The sequence below is a fragment of the Rhizobium esperanzae genome, from assembly GCF_002204185.1.
GTDB classification, from domain to species: domain Bacteria; phylum Pseudomonadota; class Alphaproteobacteria; order Rhizobiales; family Rhizobiaceae; genus Rhizobium; species Rhizobium esperanzae.
In genome coordinates this window covers 49,477-66,160 of the sequence record NZ_MXPU01000018.1, presented here as the reverse complement: position 1 = coordinate 66,160, position 16,684 = coordinate 49,477, and the positions used below count along the sequence as shown (strand labels likewise).

The 16,684-nt window shown below is 63.6% G+C and carries 13 protein-coding genes and 1 pseudogene; 5 read left to right on the top strand and 9 right to left on the bottom strand.

Features of this window, described 5'->3' with window-relative positions; translation table 11 throughout:
• Window positions 1–24 precede the first annotated feature (24 nt).
• Complete coding sequence (locus B5E41_RS23645; protein WP_088396299.1) at window positions 25–774, top strand: SDR family oxidoreductase; 750 nt, start codon at window positions 25–27, stop codon at window positions 772–774.
• Window positions 775–787: 13 nt separating this feature from the next.
• Here the strand turns inward: B5E41_RS23645 and fhuB are convergent, their stop codons facing one another.
• The 3 genes from fhuB to B5E41_RS23630 are packed head-to-tail and all read right to left on the bottom strand — an operon-like array spanning window position 788 to window position 4,106.
• Entirely contained in the window at window positions 788–2,752 is a 1,965-nt protein-coding gene (fhuB, locus tag B5E41_RS23640; protein ID WP_088396298.1) for a Fe(3+)-hydroxamate ABC transporter permease FhuB, read from the bottom strand.
• Window positions 2,749–3,582: an iron-siderophore ABC transporter substrate-binding protein gene (locus B5E41_RS23635; protein ID WP_088396297.1), complete on the bottom strand. Its 834-nt coding sequence runs from the start codon at window positions 3,580–3,582 to the stop codon at window positions 2,749–2,751. The genes fhuB and B5E41_RS23635 overlap by 4 nt, the downstream gene beginning before the upstream one ends.
• A gap of 32 nt (window positions 3,583–3,614) precedes the next feature.
• Window positions 3,615–4,106: a GNAT family N-acetyltransferase gene (locus tag B5E41_RS23630; protein ID WP_088396296.1), complete on the bottom strand. Its 492-nt coding sequence runs from the start codon at window positions 4,104–4,106 to the stop codon at window positions 3,615–3,617.
• Between the two features lie 164 nt (window positions 4,107–4,270).
• Between B5E41_RS23630 and B5E41_RS23625 the strand changes: the two genes are divergently transcribed.
• A complete protein-coding gene (locus tag B5E41_RS23625) occupies window positions 4,271–4,927 on the top strand; it encodes a sigma-70 family RNA polymerase sigma factor (RefSeq protein WP_088396295.1) in 657 nt (218 codons plus the stop codon).
• Here the strand turns inward: B5E41_RS23625 and B5E41_RS23620 are convergent.
• The 3 genes and pseudogenes from B5E41_RS23620 to B5E41_RS23610 form a co-directional block, all read right to left on the bottom strand.
• Complete coding sequence (locus B5E41_RS23620; protein WP_088396294.1) at window positions 4,818–6,005, bottom strand: PLP-dependent transferase; 1,188 nt, start codon at window positions 6,003–6,005, stop codon at window positions 4,818–4,820. The two genes, B5E41_RS23625 and B5E41_RS23620, sit on opposite strands and share 110 nt — an antisense overlap.
• A gap of 10 nt (window positions 6,006–6,015) precedes the next feature.
• Window positions 6,016–7,433 (bottom strand): annotated as a pseudogene (locus B5E41_RS23615) (MATE family efflux transporter).
• On the bottom strand, window positions 7,430–8,416 hold the full coding sequence (locus B5E41_RS23610) for a GNAT family N-acetyltransferase (protein ID WP_176439472.1): 987 nt from the start codon (window positions 8,414–8,416) through the stop codon (window positions 7,430–7,432). Before B5E41_RS23610 ends, B5E41_RS23615 begins: the two are co-directional and overlap by 4 nt.
• A gap of 194 nt (window positions 8,417–8,610) precedes the next feature.
• Here B5E41_RS23610 and B5E41_RS23605 point away from each other — a divergent pair, with 194 nt between their 5' ends.
• From B5E41_RS23605 to B5E41_RS23595, 3 genes are read left to right on the top strand one after another with little or no spacing between them, the layout of a single operon-like run.
• Window positions 8,611–8,829 (top strand): MbtH family protein, encoded by a 219-nt coding sequence (locus tag B5E41_RS23605; RefSeq protein WP_020919454.1) that lies wholly within the window; start codon window positions 8,611–8,613, stop codon window positions 8,827–8,829.
• 18 nt (window positions 8,830–8,847) lie between these two features.
• Window positions 8,848–12,837, top strand: coding sequence for a non-ribosomal peptide synthetase (locus B5E41_RS23600; protein WP_088396292.1), 3,990 nt, complete (start codon window positions 8,848–8,850; stop codon window positions 12,835–12,837).
• Entirely contained in the window at window positions 12,834–14,192 is a 1,359-nt protein-coding gene (locus tag B5E41_RS23595) for a lysine N(6)-hydroxylase/L-ornithine N(5)-oxygenase family protein (protein ID WP_088396291.1), read from the top strand. The genes B5E41_RS23600 and B5E41_RS23595 overlap by 4 nt, the downstream gene beginning before the upstream one ends.
• On the opposite strand, the gene B5E41_RS23590 is transcribed toward B5E41_RS23595, so the two are convergent.
• The 3 genes from B5E41_RS23590 to ntrB all read right to left on the bottom strand — a co-directional run bounded on the left by B5E41_RS23590 (window position 14,165) and on the right by ntrB (window position 16,655).
• Window positions 14,165–14,884: a 4'-phosphopantetheinyl transferase family protein gene (locus B5E41_RS23590; protein ID WP_088396290.1), complete on the bottom strand. Its 720-nt coding sequence runs from the start codon at window positions 14,882–14,884 to the stop codon at window positions 14,165–14,167. The two genes, B5E41_RS23595 and B5E41_RS23590, sit on opposite strands and share 28 nt — an antisense overlap.
• 69 nt (window positions 14,885–14,953) lie before the next feature.
• Window positions 14,954–15,751 (bottom strand): ABC transporter ATP-binding protein, encoded by a 798-nt coding sequence (locus B5E41_RS23585; RefSeq protein ID WP_088396289.1) that lies wholly within the window; start codon window positions 15,749–15,751, stop codon window positions 14,954–14,956.
• Between the two features lie 10 nt (window positions 15,752–15,761).
• Window positions 15,762–16,655 (bottom strand): nitrate ABC transporter permease, encoded by an 894-nt coding sequence (ntrB, locus tag B5E41_RS23580; RefSeq protein WP_088396288.1) that lies wholly within the window; start codon window positions 16,653–16,655, stop codon window positions 15,762–15,764.
• Between the last annotated feature and the right edge of the window lie 29 nt (window positions 16,656–16,684).

The window sequence follows — 16,684 nt, the reverse complement described above, 5'->3', positions numbered from 1 at the left end:
TGTCAGCATGGATAGGAGACAGATATGAAGACGGTTCTTGTTACAGGATGTTCGTCGGGGTTCGGGCTGGAAATTGCCAGGTTCTTTCTCGCGCAGGGCTGGAAGGTGATCGCCACCATGCGAACGCCGCGCCAAGACCTTCTGCCGATCTCGGACCATCTCAAGATTATTGCGCTGGATGTCACGAGCCCCGAAAGCATCCGCGCTGCGGTTGAGACCGCTGGTCCTGTGGATGTGCTGGTCAACAACGCCGGCATCGGTTGGCTCAACGCCGTTGAGGGAACGCCTATCGAGATCGCTCGCGATGTATTTGAGACGAACACTCTCGGAACGATCGCGATGACGCAAGCGGTTCTGCCGCAGATGCGGGAGCGGCAGAAGGGGGTCATCGTCAACATCACGTCGAGCGTGACGGTCAAGCCGCTCCCGCTCCTCTCAGTCTATACGGCCAGCAAAGCCGCGGTGAACGCCTTCACCGAGTCTGCCGCGCTCGAGCTCGAGCCCTTCAATGTGCGCGTGAGGATCGTGCTCCCGGGGCGCGCGCCGGAGACGCGGTTCGGCGATACGGCGCGCTCACGGATTCAACAACAGGGCGGCTTCCCGAAAGCTTATTCGTCTGTCGTCGCAGACGTATTCGCGTCGTGGGAGCAGCAGTCGGAGACCGCTCTGACACAGCCCGTAGACGTCGTCGAGGCAGTATGGCACGCTGCGACCGATCCTTCCTCTCCGTTGCGCATCCCTGCAGGCGTCGACGCCGAAGCATTGGCGGTATGAAGGCGGCGGCCCCTTAAGGTCGCCGGCGCAGAACGAACAGCAGCATCGGCGCCCCAACCAGGGCCGAGATCAAACCCGCAGGGACCTGGTAGGGAAAGGCGATCGTGCGGCCGGCCCAGTCGGCGATGACGAGCAGGGTCGCGCCGATCAGCGCGGCGGCGAGGAGCTGGATGGAGGGACGGCGAAGTCCGAGGCCATGGGCGAGGTGGGGCGCCATCAGTCCGACGAAGCTCAAGGGGCCGACGACGAGCGTGGCGGCGGCCGTCATGATCGCCGAAAGCCCAAAGAGGGCGCCGCGTGCCGGAGCGATCCTGAGGCCAAGTTCGCTCGCCGTTTCCGAGCCGAGCTGCAGCAGGGCGAGCCATCGGCTGGCGAGAAAGGCCGCGATGAGGCAGGCAAGCGCAATGATGAGGGCGCTTGCGGCAACGTTGTTGTCGACGAAATAGGTCGAGCCCGACATCCAGCGGATCAGCGCCAGACCGCGCGGATCGCCGCTGGCCGCCAGCACGCCGATCCCGGCGTCGAGGATCGCGCCGAAGGCGATGCCGGCGAGCAGCACGCGGTTCGGGCCGAAGCCCGAACGGGCGCTCAAGAGGAAGATCAGCAGTAGAACCGCAAGCGCGCCGCCGCCGGCAAAGGCAAGCTGCACCGTCAGTCCTGGCGCGGCAAAGGCGAACATGGCGGCCGCGACGCCGAGCGTCGCTCCGGCCGAAACCCCGAGCACTTCGGGGCTTGCCATTTCGTTTCCGGTCAGCCGCTGCAGGATCAGCCCGGTCACGCCGAGCACGGTTCCGGCGCCGAAGGCGGCGGCGACGCGCGGCAGGCGAAGGGGAAGGATGTCATCCCACGCGGCGGCCGGCAGCCACGCCCAGGCGCCGTCCGGCGCGCGTCCGAAGAAGATCGCTGCCGCTGCCAGCGCGGCGACACCGAGCAGCAGCAGGCCAAGGGATACCGTTCTGTTGGCGACGGCAACTCTTGGCGAAGCCATGCCTGGCAGCGTGCGGCTGGCGGTGGCAAGGCGCGGCAGCAGAGCGATCAGGATCGGTCCGCCGAGCAGCGCGGTTACTGCCCCTGTCGGCACGAAGTCGCCGGGAGCAAGGAGCTTGATCGTCTCGTCGGTCAGAAGAAGAAGGCCGGCGCCGGCAACGGGCGACCAGATCAATTGACTGACGACGCGGCGTGCGCCGGCCAGCCGGACGATCTGCGGGGCGACCAGCCCGATGAAGCCGATGACGCCGACGGCGCTGGTGACGAGGGCGCTCAGCGCAATTGCGATCGCCAGGATGACGCCGCGCGACCATTTGATCGGCAGGCCGAGGCTTGTGGCGCCGGCATCGCCGAGCTGGCTGAGCGTCAGCGGCCGCGTGGCGAGAAGGGCGAGAGCGGCGAGCAGCGCCACCTTCGGCAGCAGCGATATCGGGATCGCCCAGCTTTGCTGCGAGAGCGACCCGGCGCCCCAGATGAAGATCCCGGAGAGATATTGATCGTTCATCAGGATGAGGATGGCCGCCGCCGCTCCGCACCAGAGGCCGACGATCATGCCCGACAGGATGAGGGAAAAGGGCGAGAGGCCGTGCCGGGCGCTGATCGAGAAGATGGCTAAGGCGGCAGCGGCAGTTCCGCCGAGCGCGACCGCGTCGCGGCCCCACCCCGTCAGCGACGGGAAGGCGAGCATGACGGAGACCAGCGCCAGATTGGCGCCGGCCGAGACGCCGAGCGTCGTCGGCGAAGCCAGCGGATTGCGCAGCACCTGCTGCAGGATCGTGCCGGACAGCGCGAGGGCGGCGCCGGTGATCAAGGCCGTCGCCATGCGCGGAAGCGTCGAATAGAGAAGGAGAAGGTGCTGCGCGTCGTATCCGCCTGATGCCTCCAGATGCGGCAGCGCCGGCAGCAGGTCGAGGAGAGCCAGGCCGAGGCCCGAAAACAGCAGCAGCGCCGCGAGCGCGGGCGCGCCAAAGCCGGAAGTTTGCGCTGTCATCGGGCGGCAGCCTCCAGAACATCGACCACCAAAGTCGAAAAGCGCAGCGCCTCCTGGACCATTCCAAACATCAGGACGCCTGGAACGACCGAGATCCGCTGCCGCCGGACGAAGGGAAGGCTGGTCCAGAGCGGGCTTTCGGAAAGCCGGGTCAGGACATCGGGCGGAAGCAGCGGCGAAACGACGACAAGATGCGCCTCTTCATCGAGTTCGGCGAGCTGTTCCAGGCCGATCGTCTGAAATCCCCAGTAGTTCGCCTCGCCTTTCCAGGCGTTCTCGAGACCGATCCGGCGCATCGCGCCGCCGTAAAGTCCGGGGCCGCCATAGATGCGCGCATGCCTCTGGTCGATGAAGTTGATGACGGCGACCGGGCGCGTGGACAGGCTTTTCATCCGATCGCGCAGCCGGCCGAAGGTGGCGTCGGCGCGGGCGAGATATGCCTCCGCTTCCCTCTGCCGCCCGATCATGGCGCCGAGACGCAGTGTTTCGGCGTAGGAGCGGTCGAGCGCTTCGCCATTCTCGGCATAGACGGTGAAGATTTCCACGGGCGCGATCCGAGATAGTTTTTCGTCCAGCGCCGCAAGGAAAGGCGTACTGAGGATGAGCGATGGCCTGAGGCTTGTCAGGACTTCGAGATTGATCTCGGCGGTCGTGCCGATATCGACAACGCCTGATGGCATCGCCGGCTCGATCACCCATTCCGACCAGTTCCTGAGGGAAGCGATTGCGCGCGGCACGCTGCCGAGCGCCAGCATCGTCGACGCCAGCCCATAATCCAGCGAAACGATGTTGGCATCGTCGGCACGCGCGATGGCGGGGCCGCCGGTCATTGCCAGCGCGCCAAGAAGAAAGTCTCGTCGTCTCAAAGCGCGGTCCTGCTCAGTTGCGTCTCGATGAGCGGTTTCACCATGAACAGGCACGGATGATCCTCATGCCAGAGTTTTGCAAAGACTTCGGCCCTGACGAAGCCGGCCCGGTCATAGAAGCGCCGCGTCGCCTCGAATTGCGGCTCGTCGCGGCCGCGCGGCGCGAGCGTTTTGACCGTCAGCAGCCGGGCGCCCGATTTATGGGCGAAGCGTTCGGCCGCATCGACGAGATGACGCCCGGCGCCGCGGCCGTGATAGTCGGGCCGGGTCGCGATCAGCGCGATCTCGATGGCATCAGGCAGGTGCGGCTTCAAGGCGATCATGGCGGTGACGACATCCGCTTCGATGTAGCCGAACACCGGCAGTTCCTCGACCGCCTCAGCGCTCGCCTCGATGACTTCGGGTTCCGAAAACCAGTCGGGCAAGGCCCCCATGATCGATCGGCAGAGCTCCGCCTTGCCGCTCAGGATCTCGACTGTCCGTCCCATTTTTTTCCGCTTCCGCTCGGTCGATTTAAACTTGACTCCTGTTATCACCTTAAATTAGACACTGCAATCACATCGTGTAGCTTCCCTCGATTAAGGAACGCCAAGACCGCACCGACCAGCAACGACAGAGCCTGATTTTCCATTTGTAAAAAAGGTACAGGACAATGCGCGCATCGCATCGTGATGTGAACGGAAATGCCGTGGTCAACGCCATGATCGAAAACAAGGACAAGCTCCTCAAAACGATCGAAAGCGTTGTCAAATCAAGGTCATATTCTGAGGATATATTTCAGGACGGAGTGATAAAAGCGTACGGCGTCAAAACCGACGACATCCGGTGCCCGATCGGTTACGCATTTCGGATGGTGTATAATCTCGCCCTCGACGAGAGCCGCCGACAACGCCAGCAGGTAAACAACTATAGGTCGGTCGACCAGGTCCAGGAAATGAAGGCGCCCATCCCCACCGTGCTCGATCAGCTGGTCGCCGCAGAGACCCTGCGTGATGTGCTGGCCTCGCTCGAGGCGCTGCCGAAGCGTACCAACGACGCCTTCATCCGCCATCGTTTGAACGGCGTGCCGCAGAAGGATATCGCGGCCGAACTCGGTGTCTCCCGAACGCTTGTCAACTTCATGATCAAGGCGGCGGAAGAGCATTGCCATCTGGCAATCACCGAGCCTGCCCGCCCCGATCACGACCGCCCGCGCGATATCACCGCTTCGCGGCGTGCAGCGCCTGCTGCAAATCGCTCCACAGCAATTCCGGTTCTTCCAGCCCAACAGCAAAACGGATCGTCTGCTCGCTCACGCCGAACCGGATGAAGGTGGTCATTCGGTCAGGAATCTGCAGCGCGACCTTGGCCGGAACGACCAGCGTTTCCGGTCCTCCCCAGCTGACCCCGAGACGGATCTCGCGAAGCGCGTTGACGAAGCGCGCGACATCGATATCGGGCATGAGATCAAAGGCGAAGAGACCGGCGTAACCCGAGAGCGTCGCGCGCCCGGGATGATCCTGAAAGGCCGGGTGGCGAACGCGCGCGATGTCGGGATGCTGCTTCAGCCGGTCGGCGAGCAGAAGCCCGCTGCGCTCGTGCTCCTTGAGGCGCACCCGCAGCGTGCGCATGCCGCGCAGCAGCAGCCAGGCCTCGAAGGGCGAGAGCTTGGCGCCGACATAGGGATAGGAGGTCGAGTTGATCTTCGCGATCGCCTCCTTCGAGCCGACGACGACGCCGGCCACCGTATCGCTATGGCCGCCGAGATATTTCGAGGCGGCGTGAATGACGATATCGACGCCATGCTGGATCGGCTTCTGGAAGAGCGGTGTCGCCCAGCTATTATCGATGATTGTCGTCACACCAGCCTCTTTCGCCATGGCCGACAGGGCGACGATGTCCTGAAGCTCGAAGATGAAGGAAGACGGGTTTTCGAGATAGAGCAGCTTGGCTCCCGGCAGCGCTTTGCGCACCTCGTCATGGTCGGAGGGATCGACGAAATCGACGGTGACGCCGAGCCTGGCGAGCAGCTTCACCAAAAGGCGGTAGACGTCATTATAGAGGTGGCGAACGGCGACGACACGGTCGCCCGCTTCCACCAGGCTGAGAATGGTCGAGGTAATGGCGGCCGTTCCGCTGGAAAAGGCGCGCCCGTCTTCGGCACCCTCGAGGCGGGCGACCAGAAGCTCGGATTCACGGACGGTCGGATTGTCGCCGCGCGAATAGATGAAGTTGCGCGTCCGGCCGGCGAAGACATCCTCCATCGCCTCATAGCTGTCATAGGTGAAGAGCGAGGTCTGGAAGATCGGCGGCGAGACGGCGTTGAAGGCGGCCGGATCGACGGGCGTGAAGAGATCGTCGACGGCCGCATGGGCGCCAAGGTCGCGGGGGCTGAAGGACTGGTTCATGATAATCCTCTCATGGACAAAAGCGGGGATGGGGACGGATTGATGTCAGAGTTCGTCCGAGCGCTGCCGGAGCGCGCCGAGGGATCGGGCGAGGCAGAAGCATGACAACAGGCCGGTGAGCGCCGAGGCCAGGAACATGGCCCAGAGCAGCCCGGAAAAGCCGAAGAGGAGCGGGAGAACAGCAAGCAGCGGAAAGAGGAAATATCCGTTCTGCGCCAGGCCGACGGCAAGGGCGGCTTTCGGCCTGCCCTGCGCCTGGAAGAGGATCAGCACGGTCTGCCGGAGGCCGAACAGCAGGAAGGGAAGATGGGTTGCAACGATCGCCTGGCCGGCGATCGTAAGCACGGAAGCTTCGTCGGTGAAGAACGCGGCGAGGCGCACGGAAAAAATGATCGCTGCCAGCCCGTAGACGCCGCCGACCGCGCTCGTGACGACGGTTAGCATGCGGGTCGCTGACAGTACCCGTGATATATCCCCACGGCCCCAGGCGAAGCTCAGGATGGACTGGGCCCCGAGCGAAATGCCGATGACCGGCAGTGCGCCGACCGCAAGCAGGCGCAAGGCGATCCCGACGCCGGCGATGCCGTCTTCACCCTGATAGGTCCCGGCGGCCGACAGCATCGCAGCGATTGCGCCAGCCGTTGCGAGGCTCGTCAGCGTCGGCGGTGCGCCCACAGCAAGGACCGCCTTGAGATGCCTGAGGTCGCCGAATGGCCAGCCGAACGTCAGCCGGATCGTCCCGAGCCGCCTCGCATGATAGGCGCCGTAGATTGAGAGCGCCACGAGCTGGGAGAGGATGGTCGCCATCGCCACGCCCTGCAGGCCGAGGCCGAAGCCGAAGATCATGATCGGGTCGAGGATGATGTTCAGCGCGAAGCAGGCGACGAGCGTCCACATGCTGAAGCGGGCATTGCCCTCGGCGATCGCCAGAAAGTCGAGAATGATCTGCGCCATCGTCAGTGGAATCGAGACCGCGATGATGAGGAGATAATGCTGTGCCAGCGGCTCGATCGCAGGCGTGGCGCCGAACAGCAGAACCGAGGGAAAGGCTGCGATCGCAACCGCGCTTGCCGCGCCGAAGGCGACGCCGGCGGCAAGGCTGACCGAGGCAAGGGTGCTGGCTCTCGACCGGTTGCCGGCGCCGAGTGCGCGCCCGACCTCGGTCGCCACACCGACGCCGATGCCTTCGCCGAAAGCGGCGACGAGCATCAGGACCGGCAGCACGATCATGATCGCGGCGATCTGGTCTTCGCCGATCATGCCGACGAAGATCATGTTGATCGTGTGATGCGCTGCGTTGATCGACAGGCCGAACATGGCGGGTAGCCCGAGCCGCAGCAGCAGCCTGAAAAGCTGCGGGCTGGCAAGATCTTCCGGCGCAAGCCGCCGTTTCCGCAGGCTGCCGCTCATCTCGCTCATGTCGTTCATGATGCCGGCACCCAGAGATGATCGCCGAAGAAACGCTCGCGGCTCAGCATCACGAGCAGCGCCCGCTTATGCGGAAAATCGAAATGCTTGACCTTGGCGAAGCCCGAGCGGTCGAGATTGCGGATCTGCTGCTCGTGGCTGGCGCGCGGCTCGCCGACGATGCGCTGCGTGCGGGGATCGTCGAGGAAGATGAAATGCATCAGCGAAGGGAGCCAGGCGCTGATCCATTTTTTGCCGCGGTAATCCGGCTCCCCGATCGCCACATGCCAGCCGCGATCGTAATCGTCGGCATCGTAGAAGGGGCCGAGCCGGTTCTCCTTGGCCCAATAGACCTCGAAATAGCCGAAGGGGATATCCGCGAAACTGCCGATCAGCGGCAGCACATGCGGATCGGCGAGCCGCTCCTCCAGGATCTCGCGGTGCTTTTCGGGCGAGCCCCCATCCTCCCAGATCGTGTTGACCTGCTCGTCGTTCATCCAGCGGTGGAAGGCCGCAAGATCGGTCTGGGGATCGGCGACCCGGAAGCTGATGTCCCGCTCCAGCCAGGGAATGAAACGCTGGTAGACGGTGCCCTCCGGCTTTGCCGGCCGGCGCGGATGATAGCGGCCGGCGGTCATCTCGCGTACCGGCGGCAGCGGATAGGTTAGCTGCGGCAGCCACAGCGACGGCCATTGCCAGAGGACCGCGGAATCGAGCTTCCCCGTGTTTGAAATATGCTGGGGAGGGCTTGCCTGATGGCCTTCGAAGACGACCGACTTGATCGAGCGATCCTCCGCCGTCACCGCTTCGGCCGCCGCCATCAGAAGCTCCGCCGATTGCGGCGGCTCGCCGTGATAGAAGGTGATCGTTGCGACGCCGGCCTCGGGCTCGAAGGCGGCTTCGTGCTGTCCGTGCGCGGTCTTCAGGTGGACGATGTTGGGGGCGAGCCTGATGTAGCTCCGCGACTGCAGAGCCCGCCTCTGTCTGGCGGCATCGAAATCCATGATGTTCTCCTTGATCGGCAGGACATTTGACGCTGCGAGCATGAAGCCCGCTCCGGTGCCGATTTGGTAGAATGACGATCCACGTTCGGCCCGATTTAGGGTGGAGCGAAGAAAAAAATTCTCATCAATTTTCTAAACCGCGGCCATCAGGATCCGTCATTTGCGCATGACATCCATCTCTGCAGGAGTTTCGAATGGACAATCTTGAGCCCCGCGACGATCTCTGGATCGTCGTCATCGACACCGAGCACCACTACTCGGTCTGGCCGCAGGACAAGCGGATTCCGGTGAGCTGGAAGGCCGCGGGCTTTGCCGGTTCGCGCCAGGAATGCCTGGCCCATATCCGCGAGATCTGGACCGATCCCCGCCCACTCTCCCTGCGCTCGGCCTTGGCCGCTGACGCTCGTCTCTGAAACCGTCTGGATGGCAAGATGAACAAGCAGATCACCAATTTCGCCGATGCCCGCCCGACCGACGCAGTGGACGCCGTCTTCGAGAGCTTTCCGCTGACCATCGCGCAGAAGCGCATCTGGTCGCTTGAGCAGATCGGCAATTACACGGTCTTTCCCGATCAGGTCATCGGGCTGCGATTGAGTGCCGCGATCGACATCGAGACGATTGCCGGAGCCTGCCGTGCGCTCGTGGCTGAGAATCCGTCGCTTGCTACCCGCTTCCGCCGGCTGGCGGGCGGCCGCGTCGAGCAGTATCGCGGCGCATCGAACGCCGTGCCGACGGAAATCCTCGGCAAGGAGGGAGCCGCTCTTTCCGAGGCTGAAGCCCTGGTCGCGCGAAAAGCCTTCCGCGACAAGCGCTTCGATCTTCTGGAAGGACCGGGCGCGCGTATCCAGATCATCCGGCTTGCCGATGGCCAGTCGCTGCTGACGATCGTGTTGCATCCGATCATCGCAGACGACCACGAAAAATCCGTTCTTGCCGGCTCGCTGGCGCGCATTCTCGACGGCGCGCCGGCCGGCGACATGCGCTCGGCGGACATCTCGGCCGGAACGCGGGAGGAAGAATGGCTGGAGACCGATGAAGCGCGCGAAGCGCTGGCCTATTGGCGCGACACGATTGGTCTCGACTATGCGGCCTCGACCTTCCCCACTCGCTTCAACAGCGGTGGGCTTGCCGGCGTGGCGCGCGCTGAGCATCGGTTCGCGATCGAGCCCGACCTCTGGGGCAGGCTCGAACGGCATGGGGGGAATAAGGGATTTCAGGTCGAGCGTGTGCTTCACGCCGCCTTCTGCGCGCTGCTGGCGCGCTACAGCGGCAACTATGCTTTGCTGACCGGCCTGCTGATCGCGCGGCCGCGCACGGAACACTTCGCCACCCGCGGCCGCGCCGAACAGGTGCTTCCTCTCGTCCTGCCGCTCGCCTCCCGGCATTCCCTCGACGACGTCGTCGCGGCGATCTCCTCGGTGACGGAGGGGGGGCTTGCCCGCCTCGTGCCGCTGGAGCGCATCACGCAGGAATTGGTGGTCGACGAAGCGGCCGCCCAGGAAGCCGTGGTCAAGGCGCTGTTCGAATTCCGCGAACCCTATCCGCTGCCGAGAGATGCGACGAACCTGGAACCATTAGGCGCGCGCGCCGACAGCGAGCTTTCTCTGGTCGTCGAGGCGCATTCGGACGGCGGCGCATTCGGGCTGATCGATTACGCCCAGGATCTTTACGACGGCGCGCTGATCGCCCGCGTCGCCAAGCATTTCCGCCTGGTGCTCGAACAGATCGTCGCGCAGCCAAATCTCCGGATCAAAGATATCGAACTCGTCGGCAGCGACGAGCTCGACTGGTTGTCGGCGCCTTATGAGGACGACGTCGTCAACGATGACCGGCCGGTCCACGAGCTGATATCGGCCCATTCGCGCCGGACGCCCGAGAAGACTGCGATCGTCTATGGCGACGAGGAGTGGAGCCATGGCTGGCTCGAGGGGAGCACCAACCGCCTCGGGCATCGGCTGCGTCAGCTCGGCGTTCGCGCCGAGGTGACGGTCGCGATCTTCATCAAGCGCTCGCCGGAGGCGATCGTCGGGATCCTCGCGACGTTAAAGGCTGGCGGCGCCTATATCCCCGTCGAGCCAGACCATCCGCCGGTGCGCAACCATCACATTCTGCGCGACGGCGGCGTCAAGATCGTTCTCACCCATAGCTGGCTGCGCCATCGGCTGCCGGACGAACTCGATGCCATTATCGTCGAACTCGACAAGCTCGATCTCGACGGCGAGCCGGATACGCCGCTCTATATTCCCACGCACAAGGATCAACTCGCCTATGTCATGTACACGTCGGGATCGACCGGATTGCCGAAGGGTGTCGCCGTCGAGCACGGGCCGCTGACCCACCATCTGCAGAATACCTCGCGCGTCTACGGCATGAGCTCGGAATCCCGCGAACTTCCCTTCCTGCCCTTCAGTTCGGATGGCGGCCATGAGCGGTGGATGAACCCGCTGATGGAAGGCGGCAGCATCATTCTGCCCGACCAGCCGCTCTGGACGCCGGAAGAGACGCTGACGGCGATGCGCAAGCATGGCGCCAACAATGCGAGCATTCCGACAACCTATCTGCAGCAGCTGGCGGAATGGGCCGACATTACCGACGGCGCGCCGCCGATGCGGCTTTACTCCTTCGGCGGCGAGGGACTGGCGCAATCGACTTTCGACCTCTTGTCGCGGGCGCTGAAATCGGAATGGCTGATCAACGGTTACGGCCCGACGGAAACCATCATGACGCCGATGGTGTGGAAGGTGAAGGCCGGCACCAAGTTCCAGGGTGTCTATGCCCCGCTTGGCCGCGCGGTTGGGCTCCGGCGTGTCTATGTGCTCGACCCCGACCTCAATTTGTGCCCGATCGGCGTGACCGGCGAACTTTATATCGGCGGCGAGGGCATCGCCCGCGGCTATCTCGGCAAGCCGGATACGACGGCGGACCGCTTCATCCCCGATCCCTTCTCGCAAGAGGGCGGCCGGCTTTACCGCTCCGGTGACCTGACGCGCTGGCGCGAGGACGGAACCGTCGAATTCGTCGGTCGCGTCGATCATCAGGTGAAGCTGCGCGGCTACCGCATCGAGCTCGGCGAAATCGAAGCGGCGCTACTGCAGCAGCCCGGCGTCGGCGAAGCCTTGGTCGTGCTGCGCGACGACGATGCCGGTGAAAAGGCGCTGGTCGCCTATGTCGTTCTGAAGAAAGACGAGAGGCTTGACGTCGAGACTGTTCGGTCCGGCCTCGAACGTAGCCTGCCGTCCTATATGGTGCCGGCGGCCGTGGTCGAACTCGAAAAGATGCCGACCAATCCGAACAGCAAGCTCGACCGCTTCGCGCTGCCCGCACCTCAGCCGGTCAAGCGCGAAATCGTCGAGCCGGCGACCGCGCTCGAAGAAGAGGTGCTGTATGTCTGGCGCCAGGTTCTGAAGCTGGAAGCGATCAGCGTCGAGGATAATTTCTTCGCGATCGGCGGCAATTCGCTGGGCGCAATCCGCATCCTTTCGCAGATCCGGCAGCGCCGGCCGAAGATCCCGCTCACTGTCGCCGATATCTTCAACAACCCGACCATCCGCGCCTTTGCCGGTGTGATGGAGCAGGGGGAGGAGCGGGATCTCTCCGAGGTGATCGTGCTGCGGGAATCAGGCACTAAGCCGCGGCTCTATTGCTTCCCGGGGCTCCTCGTCAGTACCCGCGAATATGTGAAGCTCGTCGACTATCTCGGCGCCGATCAGCCGGCGACCGGCTTCATTTGCCACTCGCTGTCCGAGAAGAAGGAAGTCGGGGCGCCTGTTGAAGAGATCATCCAGAGCTATGTCGACTATATCAGGAAGCACGGCGGCGGCGCGCCCTGCACTTTCCTCGGCTGGTCCTGGGGCGGGCTCCTGGCTTACGAGGCCGCCCGCACACTTGCCAACGAGGTCGACATCAGGATGATGGCGATGGTCGATGTCTGCGACCTCGGATCGGAATTTGCCATCGGCGCCAAGCCGAGGTTCCGGCCCGGCGAACGCGACACGCTGCACCGGGACGTGCAGGCATGGCTGCAAAAGACGGCGATGCGGCCCGAATGGGACCGGCTGCTGTCGACGATGGACGCCGATACCTACGAGCAGTTCCTGCGCTTCGTCGGCGACGAGAAGGACCCGCTTCCCACCGACGGGCCTGACATCAGCAGCCGCGAGCACACCTTCTGGGTGCTGATCGACAATGCTCTGATCTTCCGCAAGCATCGGCTCATTCCTCATGATGTGCCGATCTATCCCTGGGCGGCCGATGACAGCCTCAATCGCGGCCTCAACCTGATCGATTGGCGCCGCCTGTCGCCGCGGGCGCGCGCGGCCGAAATCATCACCGGCACCAACCATCTGCACATGATCGGGTCTCCCGCCTTCCACTCAAGGCTTGCCCTGCGTCTCAAGGAAACAGAGAAGGATAACGCATGACTGTCGCTTTTACCCGCAGGGATGCTCTCACCGAGCCGCTCGATCTGGCCGGCATCGGTATCGGTCCCTCCAATCTGAGCCTTGCCTGCCTGCTGGAATCCGTGCCCGAAGTGCGCAGCCGCTTTTTCGAGCGGCGAGCCTCGTTCGATTGGCATCCCGGCATGATGATGCCGGGCGTCGAGCTGCAATCATCCTTCCTGAAGGACCTCGTCACCCCGGTCCTGCCGACAAGCCGCTGGTCCTTCGTCTCCTATCTGGTGGCGCATAAGCGGCTCTATGCCTTTCTGAACGCCAATTACGAGGCCGTTCCCCGGCAGGAATTTGCGCGCTATCTCGCCTGGGTCGCGAACGGCGTTGACGGCTTGCGTTACGGAACTGACATTCGCGATGTCGAGCACCGCGACGACCGTTTCGTCCTGCGCTTCGACAACGGCCAGGAAGAAGCGAAGAACCTGGTGATCGGCACAGGATCTTCGCCCTTCGTGCCCGATTGGGCGAAACCCTTCCTGGGCGCCGATTGCTTCCACAACAGCGAGGCCAAGTCGCGTCTCAAGGACCTTCGCGCCGCCCGCATCGTCGTGGTCGGCGGCGGCCAGAGCGGCGGCGAGGTGGTCGAAGCGCTGCTTGGCAATCCCGATGCGATGAAGGAGCTGACCTGGATCAGCCGGCGCCACAATTTCGAGCCGATCAACGACACGCCGTTTTCGAACCAAGTCTTCTCGCCGGAATATGTGCAGGCCTATCTGAAGCTCAGCGGCGAGCAGAAACAGGCGGCGCTGAAGAACTCGATCCTGACCAGCGACGGCCTGTCGATTTCGACGATCCACTCGATCTATCGCCGCCTCTATGCGCTGCGTTATCTCGAACCGGGCACGCTCAACGCGTCTCTGTCGCCGAACCGCGACGTGATCCAGATGGAGCGGAACGGCAATGCCTATCGTCTGATCGTCCGGAACCATTTCGACGGCGGGATCGAGGTGCTGCATGCCGATGCTGTGGTGCTGGCAACCGGCTACAGGTTCCGTTTGCCGGATGCGCTCGGATCGCTCGGGGAAAGGATCAGCCTCGACAGAAACGGTTATCCCACCCTGAACGACGACTACACGATGCAGTGGACGGGCCCGAGGACCAACCGGTTGTTTGCCCAGAATGCCGGCCGATACTCACACGGCATCGCAGACTCGCAGCTCAGCCTCATGGCCTGGCGCAGCGCAGCCATCGTCAACTCGCTTCTCGGCCGGCAGCATTTCGATGCCGAGCCCGACAATGCGCAGCTGGTCTGGGCGACGGAGGCCGCTTCCGCCATGCCGCATCAGCTGCGCGCAGGCTATTCGGACGGCATGCTCTCGTCCTGAAACATCCGGAGATGAATGCGGGGAAGCCCGGACTGGGAGCGGGCGGCCAGCGCGACGACGTGCTGGCTGCCGCTTTCGAGCAGACGGTGATGCCATTGCCGGTCTGGTTCGCCGCTCTGAGCCATGACAGGAATGCCGTCCTGCCAGGAAAAGGCGACGCTGCGGGGATCCTGGCGGAGGCCCACCCCGAGCGCCTTGAGATGGCTCTCCTTGAGCGTCCAAAGGGCAACGGCCGCACGCAGCCGTTCGCCTGCTGGCATTTGATCGAGGCAACGCCGTTCGTCCAGGCTGCAATAGCTCTCCAACGCCGCCGCTTCGATTTCGGCGTCGGCGCCTTCACAGTCGATCCCGAGGCGCTCGCATTCTGAAGTGACGGCGACCGCCACCAGCCCGTCGGCATTGGAAAGGCTGAACTGCAGCCTGTCGCGGCCCTCGACCGTCAGCTTGCCGGATGCATCCGCCAGCAACACGACCTTGTCAGGCGGAGTTTCCGTATGCGTGCTCAGCCGCTGCCGCAGCAGATACCGGCCAGCGATGAACGAGGTACGGTCTCGTTCGAACCGATAGGTCGCGGCACGCTCCCGCTCATTCGGTGAAAGCAAGCGCATCCAGCGTTCCCCATCGCTCCCGTTCTTCGGATATTGCCAGAGCACGACATTTATGGTGGCCGGTTGATTGTCTGATTGCTGCATCAGGCCAGTATGCGTACCGCTGCCCCGTTGGCAATCGGGCAGCGGGTTATGTCGGCAAACGCCGCGGGTCTATTCCGCGGCTTCGATGAAGCGGTGGCGTTCGTAGAGGAACTTCAGCACGGCTTCACGGCATTTGAGATATGTCCTGCTGGAGGCGAGTTCGATGCGGTTGCGGGGACGCGGCATGGTGACGTCGAGCACTTCGCCAATGCGGGCCGCCGGGCCGTTGGTCATCATCACGATGCGGTCGGAGAGCAGCACCGCTTCATCGACATCATGGGTGATCATCACCATCGTATTGCCGAGCCGGCTATGGATCTCCATCACCGCATCCTGAAGATGGGCGCGCGTCAAGGCGTCGAGCGCGCCGAAGGGCTCATCGAGCAGCAAGATCTTCGGCTCCATGGCAAGCGCGCGGGCAATGCCGACGCGCTGCTTCATGCCGCCGGAGATTTCCGCGGGCCGCTTGTCCCTGGCATGCGCCATCTGCACGAGGTCGAGATTGGCCATGACCCAGTCATGCCGCTCGGCCTTGGTCTTCGTTCGGCTGAAGACCTTGGAGACGGCGAGATTTACGTTCTCATAGACCGTCAGCCAGGGCAGCAGCGAATGGTTCTGAAAGACGACGGCGCGTTCCGGACCCGGTTCGTTGACTTCGCGATTTTCCAGAAGCACGGCGCCTGAAGAAACCGGGGTCAGGCCGGCGATGAGATTGAGCAGGGTGGACTTGCCGCAGCCGGAATGGCCGATGATCGAGACGAATTCGCCCTCCGATATCGTCAGGTTGATGTCCTTCAGGACTTCGGCGCGCACGCCGCCGCGATCGAAATGCTTGGCGATATGATCGAGCTTGAGATAGGCGTTCATCGTACGGTCCTCAGTTGGGCATGGCGCCGCGGGTGACGAGTTTGCCGAGCGCGGCCACCAGCTTGTCGAGGGCAAAACCGACGATGCCGATATAGGCGAGCGCGACGATGATGTCGGGAAGGCGCGAGGAGTTCCATGCGTCCCAGATGAAGAATCCGATGCCGACGCCGCCGGTCAGCATTTCGGCCGCGACGATGGCGAGCCAGGAAAGCCCGACGCCGATCCTGAGGCCGGTGAAGATGTAAGGGGCTGCCGACGGCAGCATGATCTTCCAGAAGAATTCGAGCTGGTTGAGCCGCAGCACCTCGGCGACGTTGCGATAATCCTGCGGAATATTGCGGACGCCGACGGCGGTGTTGATGATGACAGGCCAGATTGAGGTGATGAAGATGACGAAGATCGCCGAAGGGTTGGAATCCTGGAAAGCGGCGAGCGACAGCGGCAGCCAGGCGAGCGGCGGCACCGTGCGCAGCACCTGGAAGATCGGATCGAGGCCACGCATCGCCCACACCGATTGGCCGATGATCGCCCCGACGATGACGCCGGCCACCGCGGCGAGCCCGAAGCCATAGGCCACGCGCTGCAGCGAAACCAGCACGCGCCAGCCGAGCCCGATATCCTGGGAGCCGTAGTTGAAAAACGGGTAGGCGATGAGATCGTAGCTATCCTGCCAGACCTGATGCGGCGAAGGCAGAGAGGCGTCGGCCGATGAACAGAGCGCCTGCCAGAGGATGAGGACGAGCGCCAGCACGACGACCGGCGGGACGATATTTTGAAGTGCGGCCAGCGCCGCACGGCGAAAATCGAGCCGCGATCCTTGCTTGCCGGAGAATGACAGAACCTTCGCCGCCGGCTTGGCAGGGGCGGCTATCGAGGGAGTTTCTTTATTTGCCAGGGCGGACATCAGCGCGCTCCTCACGGGAATGGAAGGCC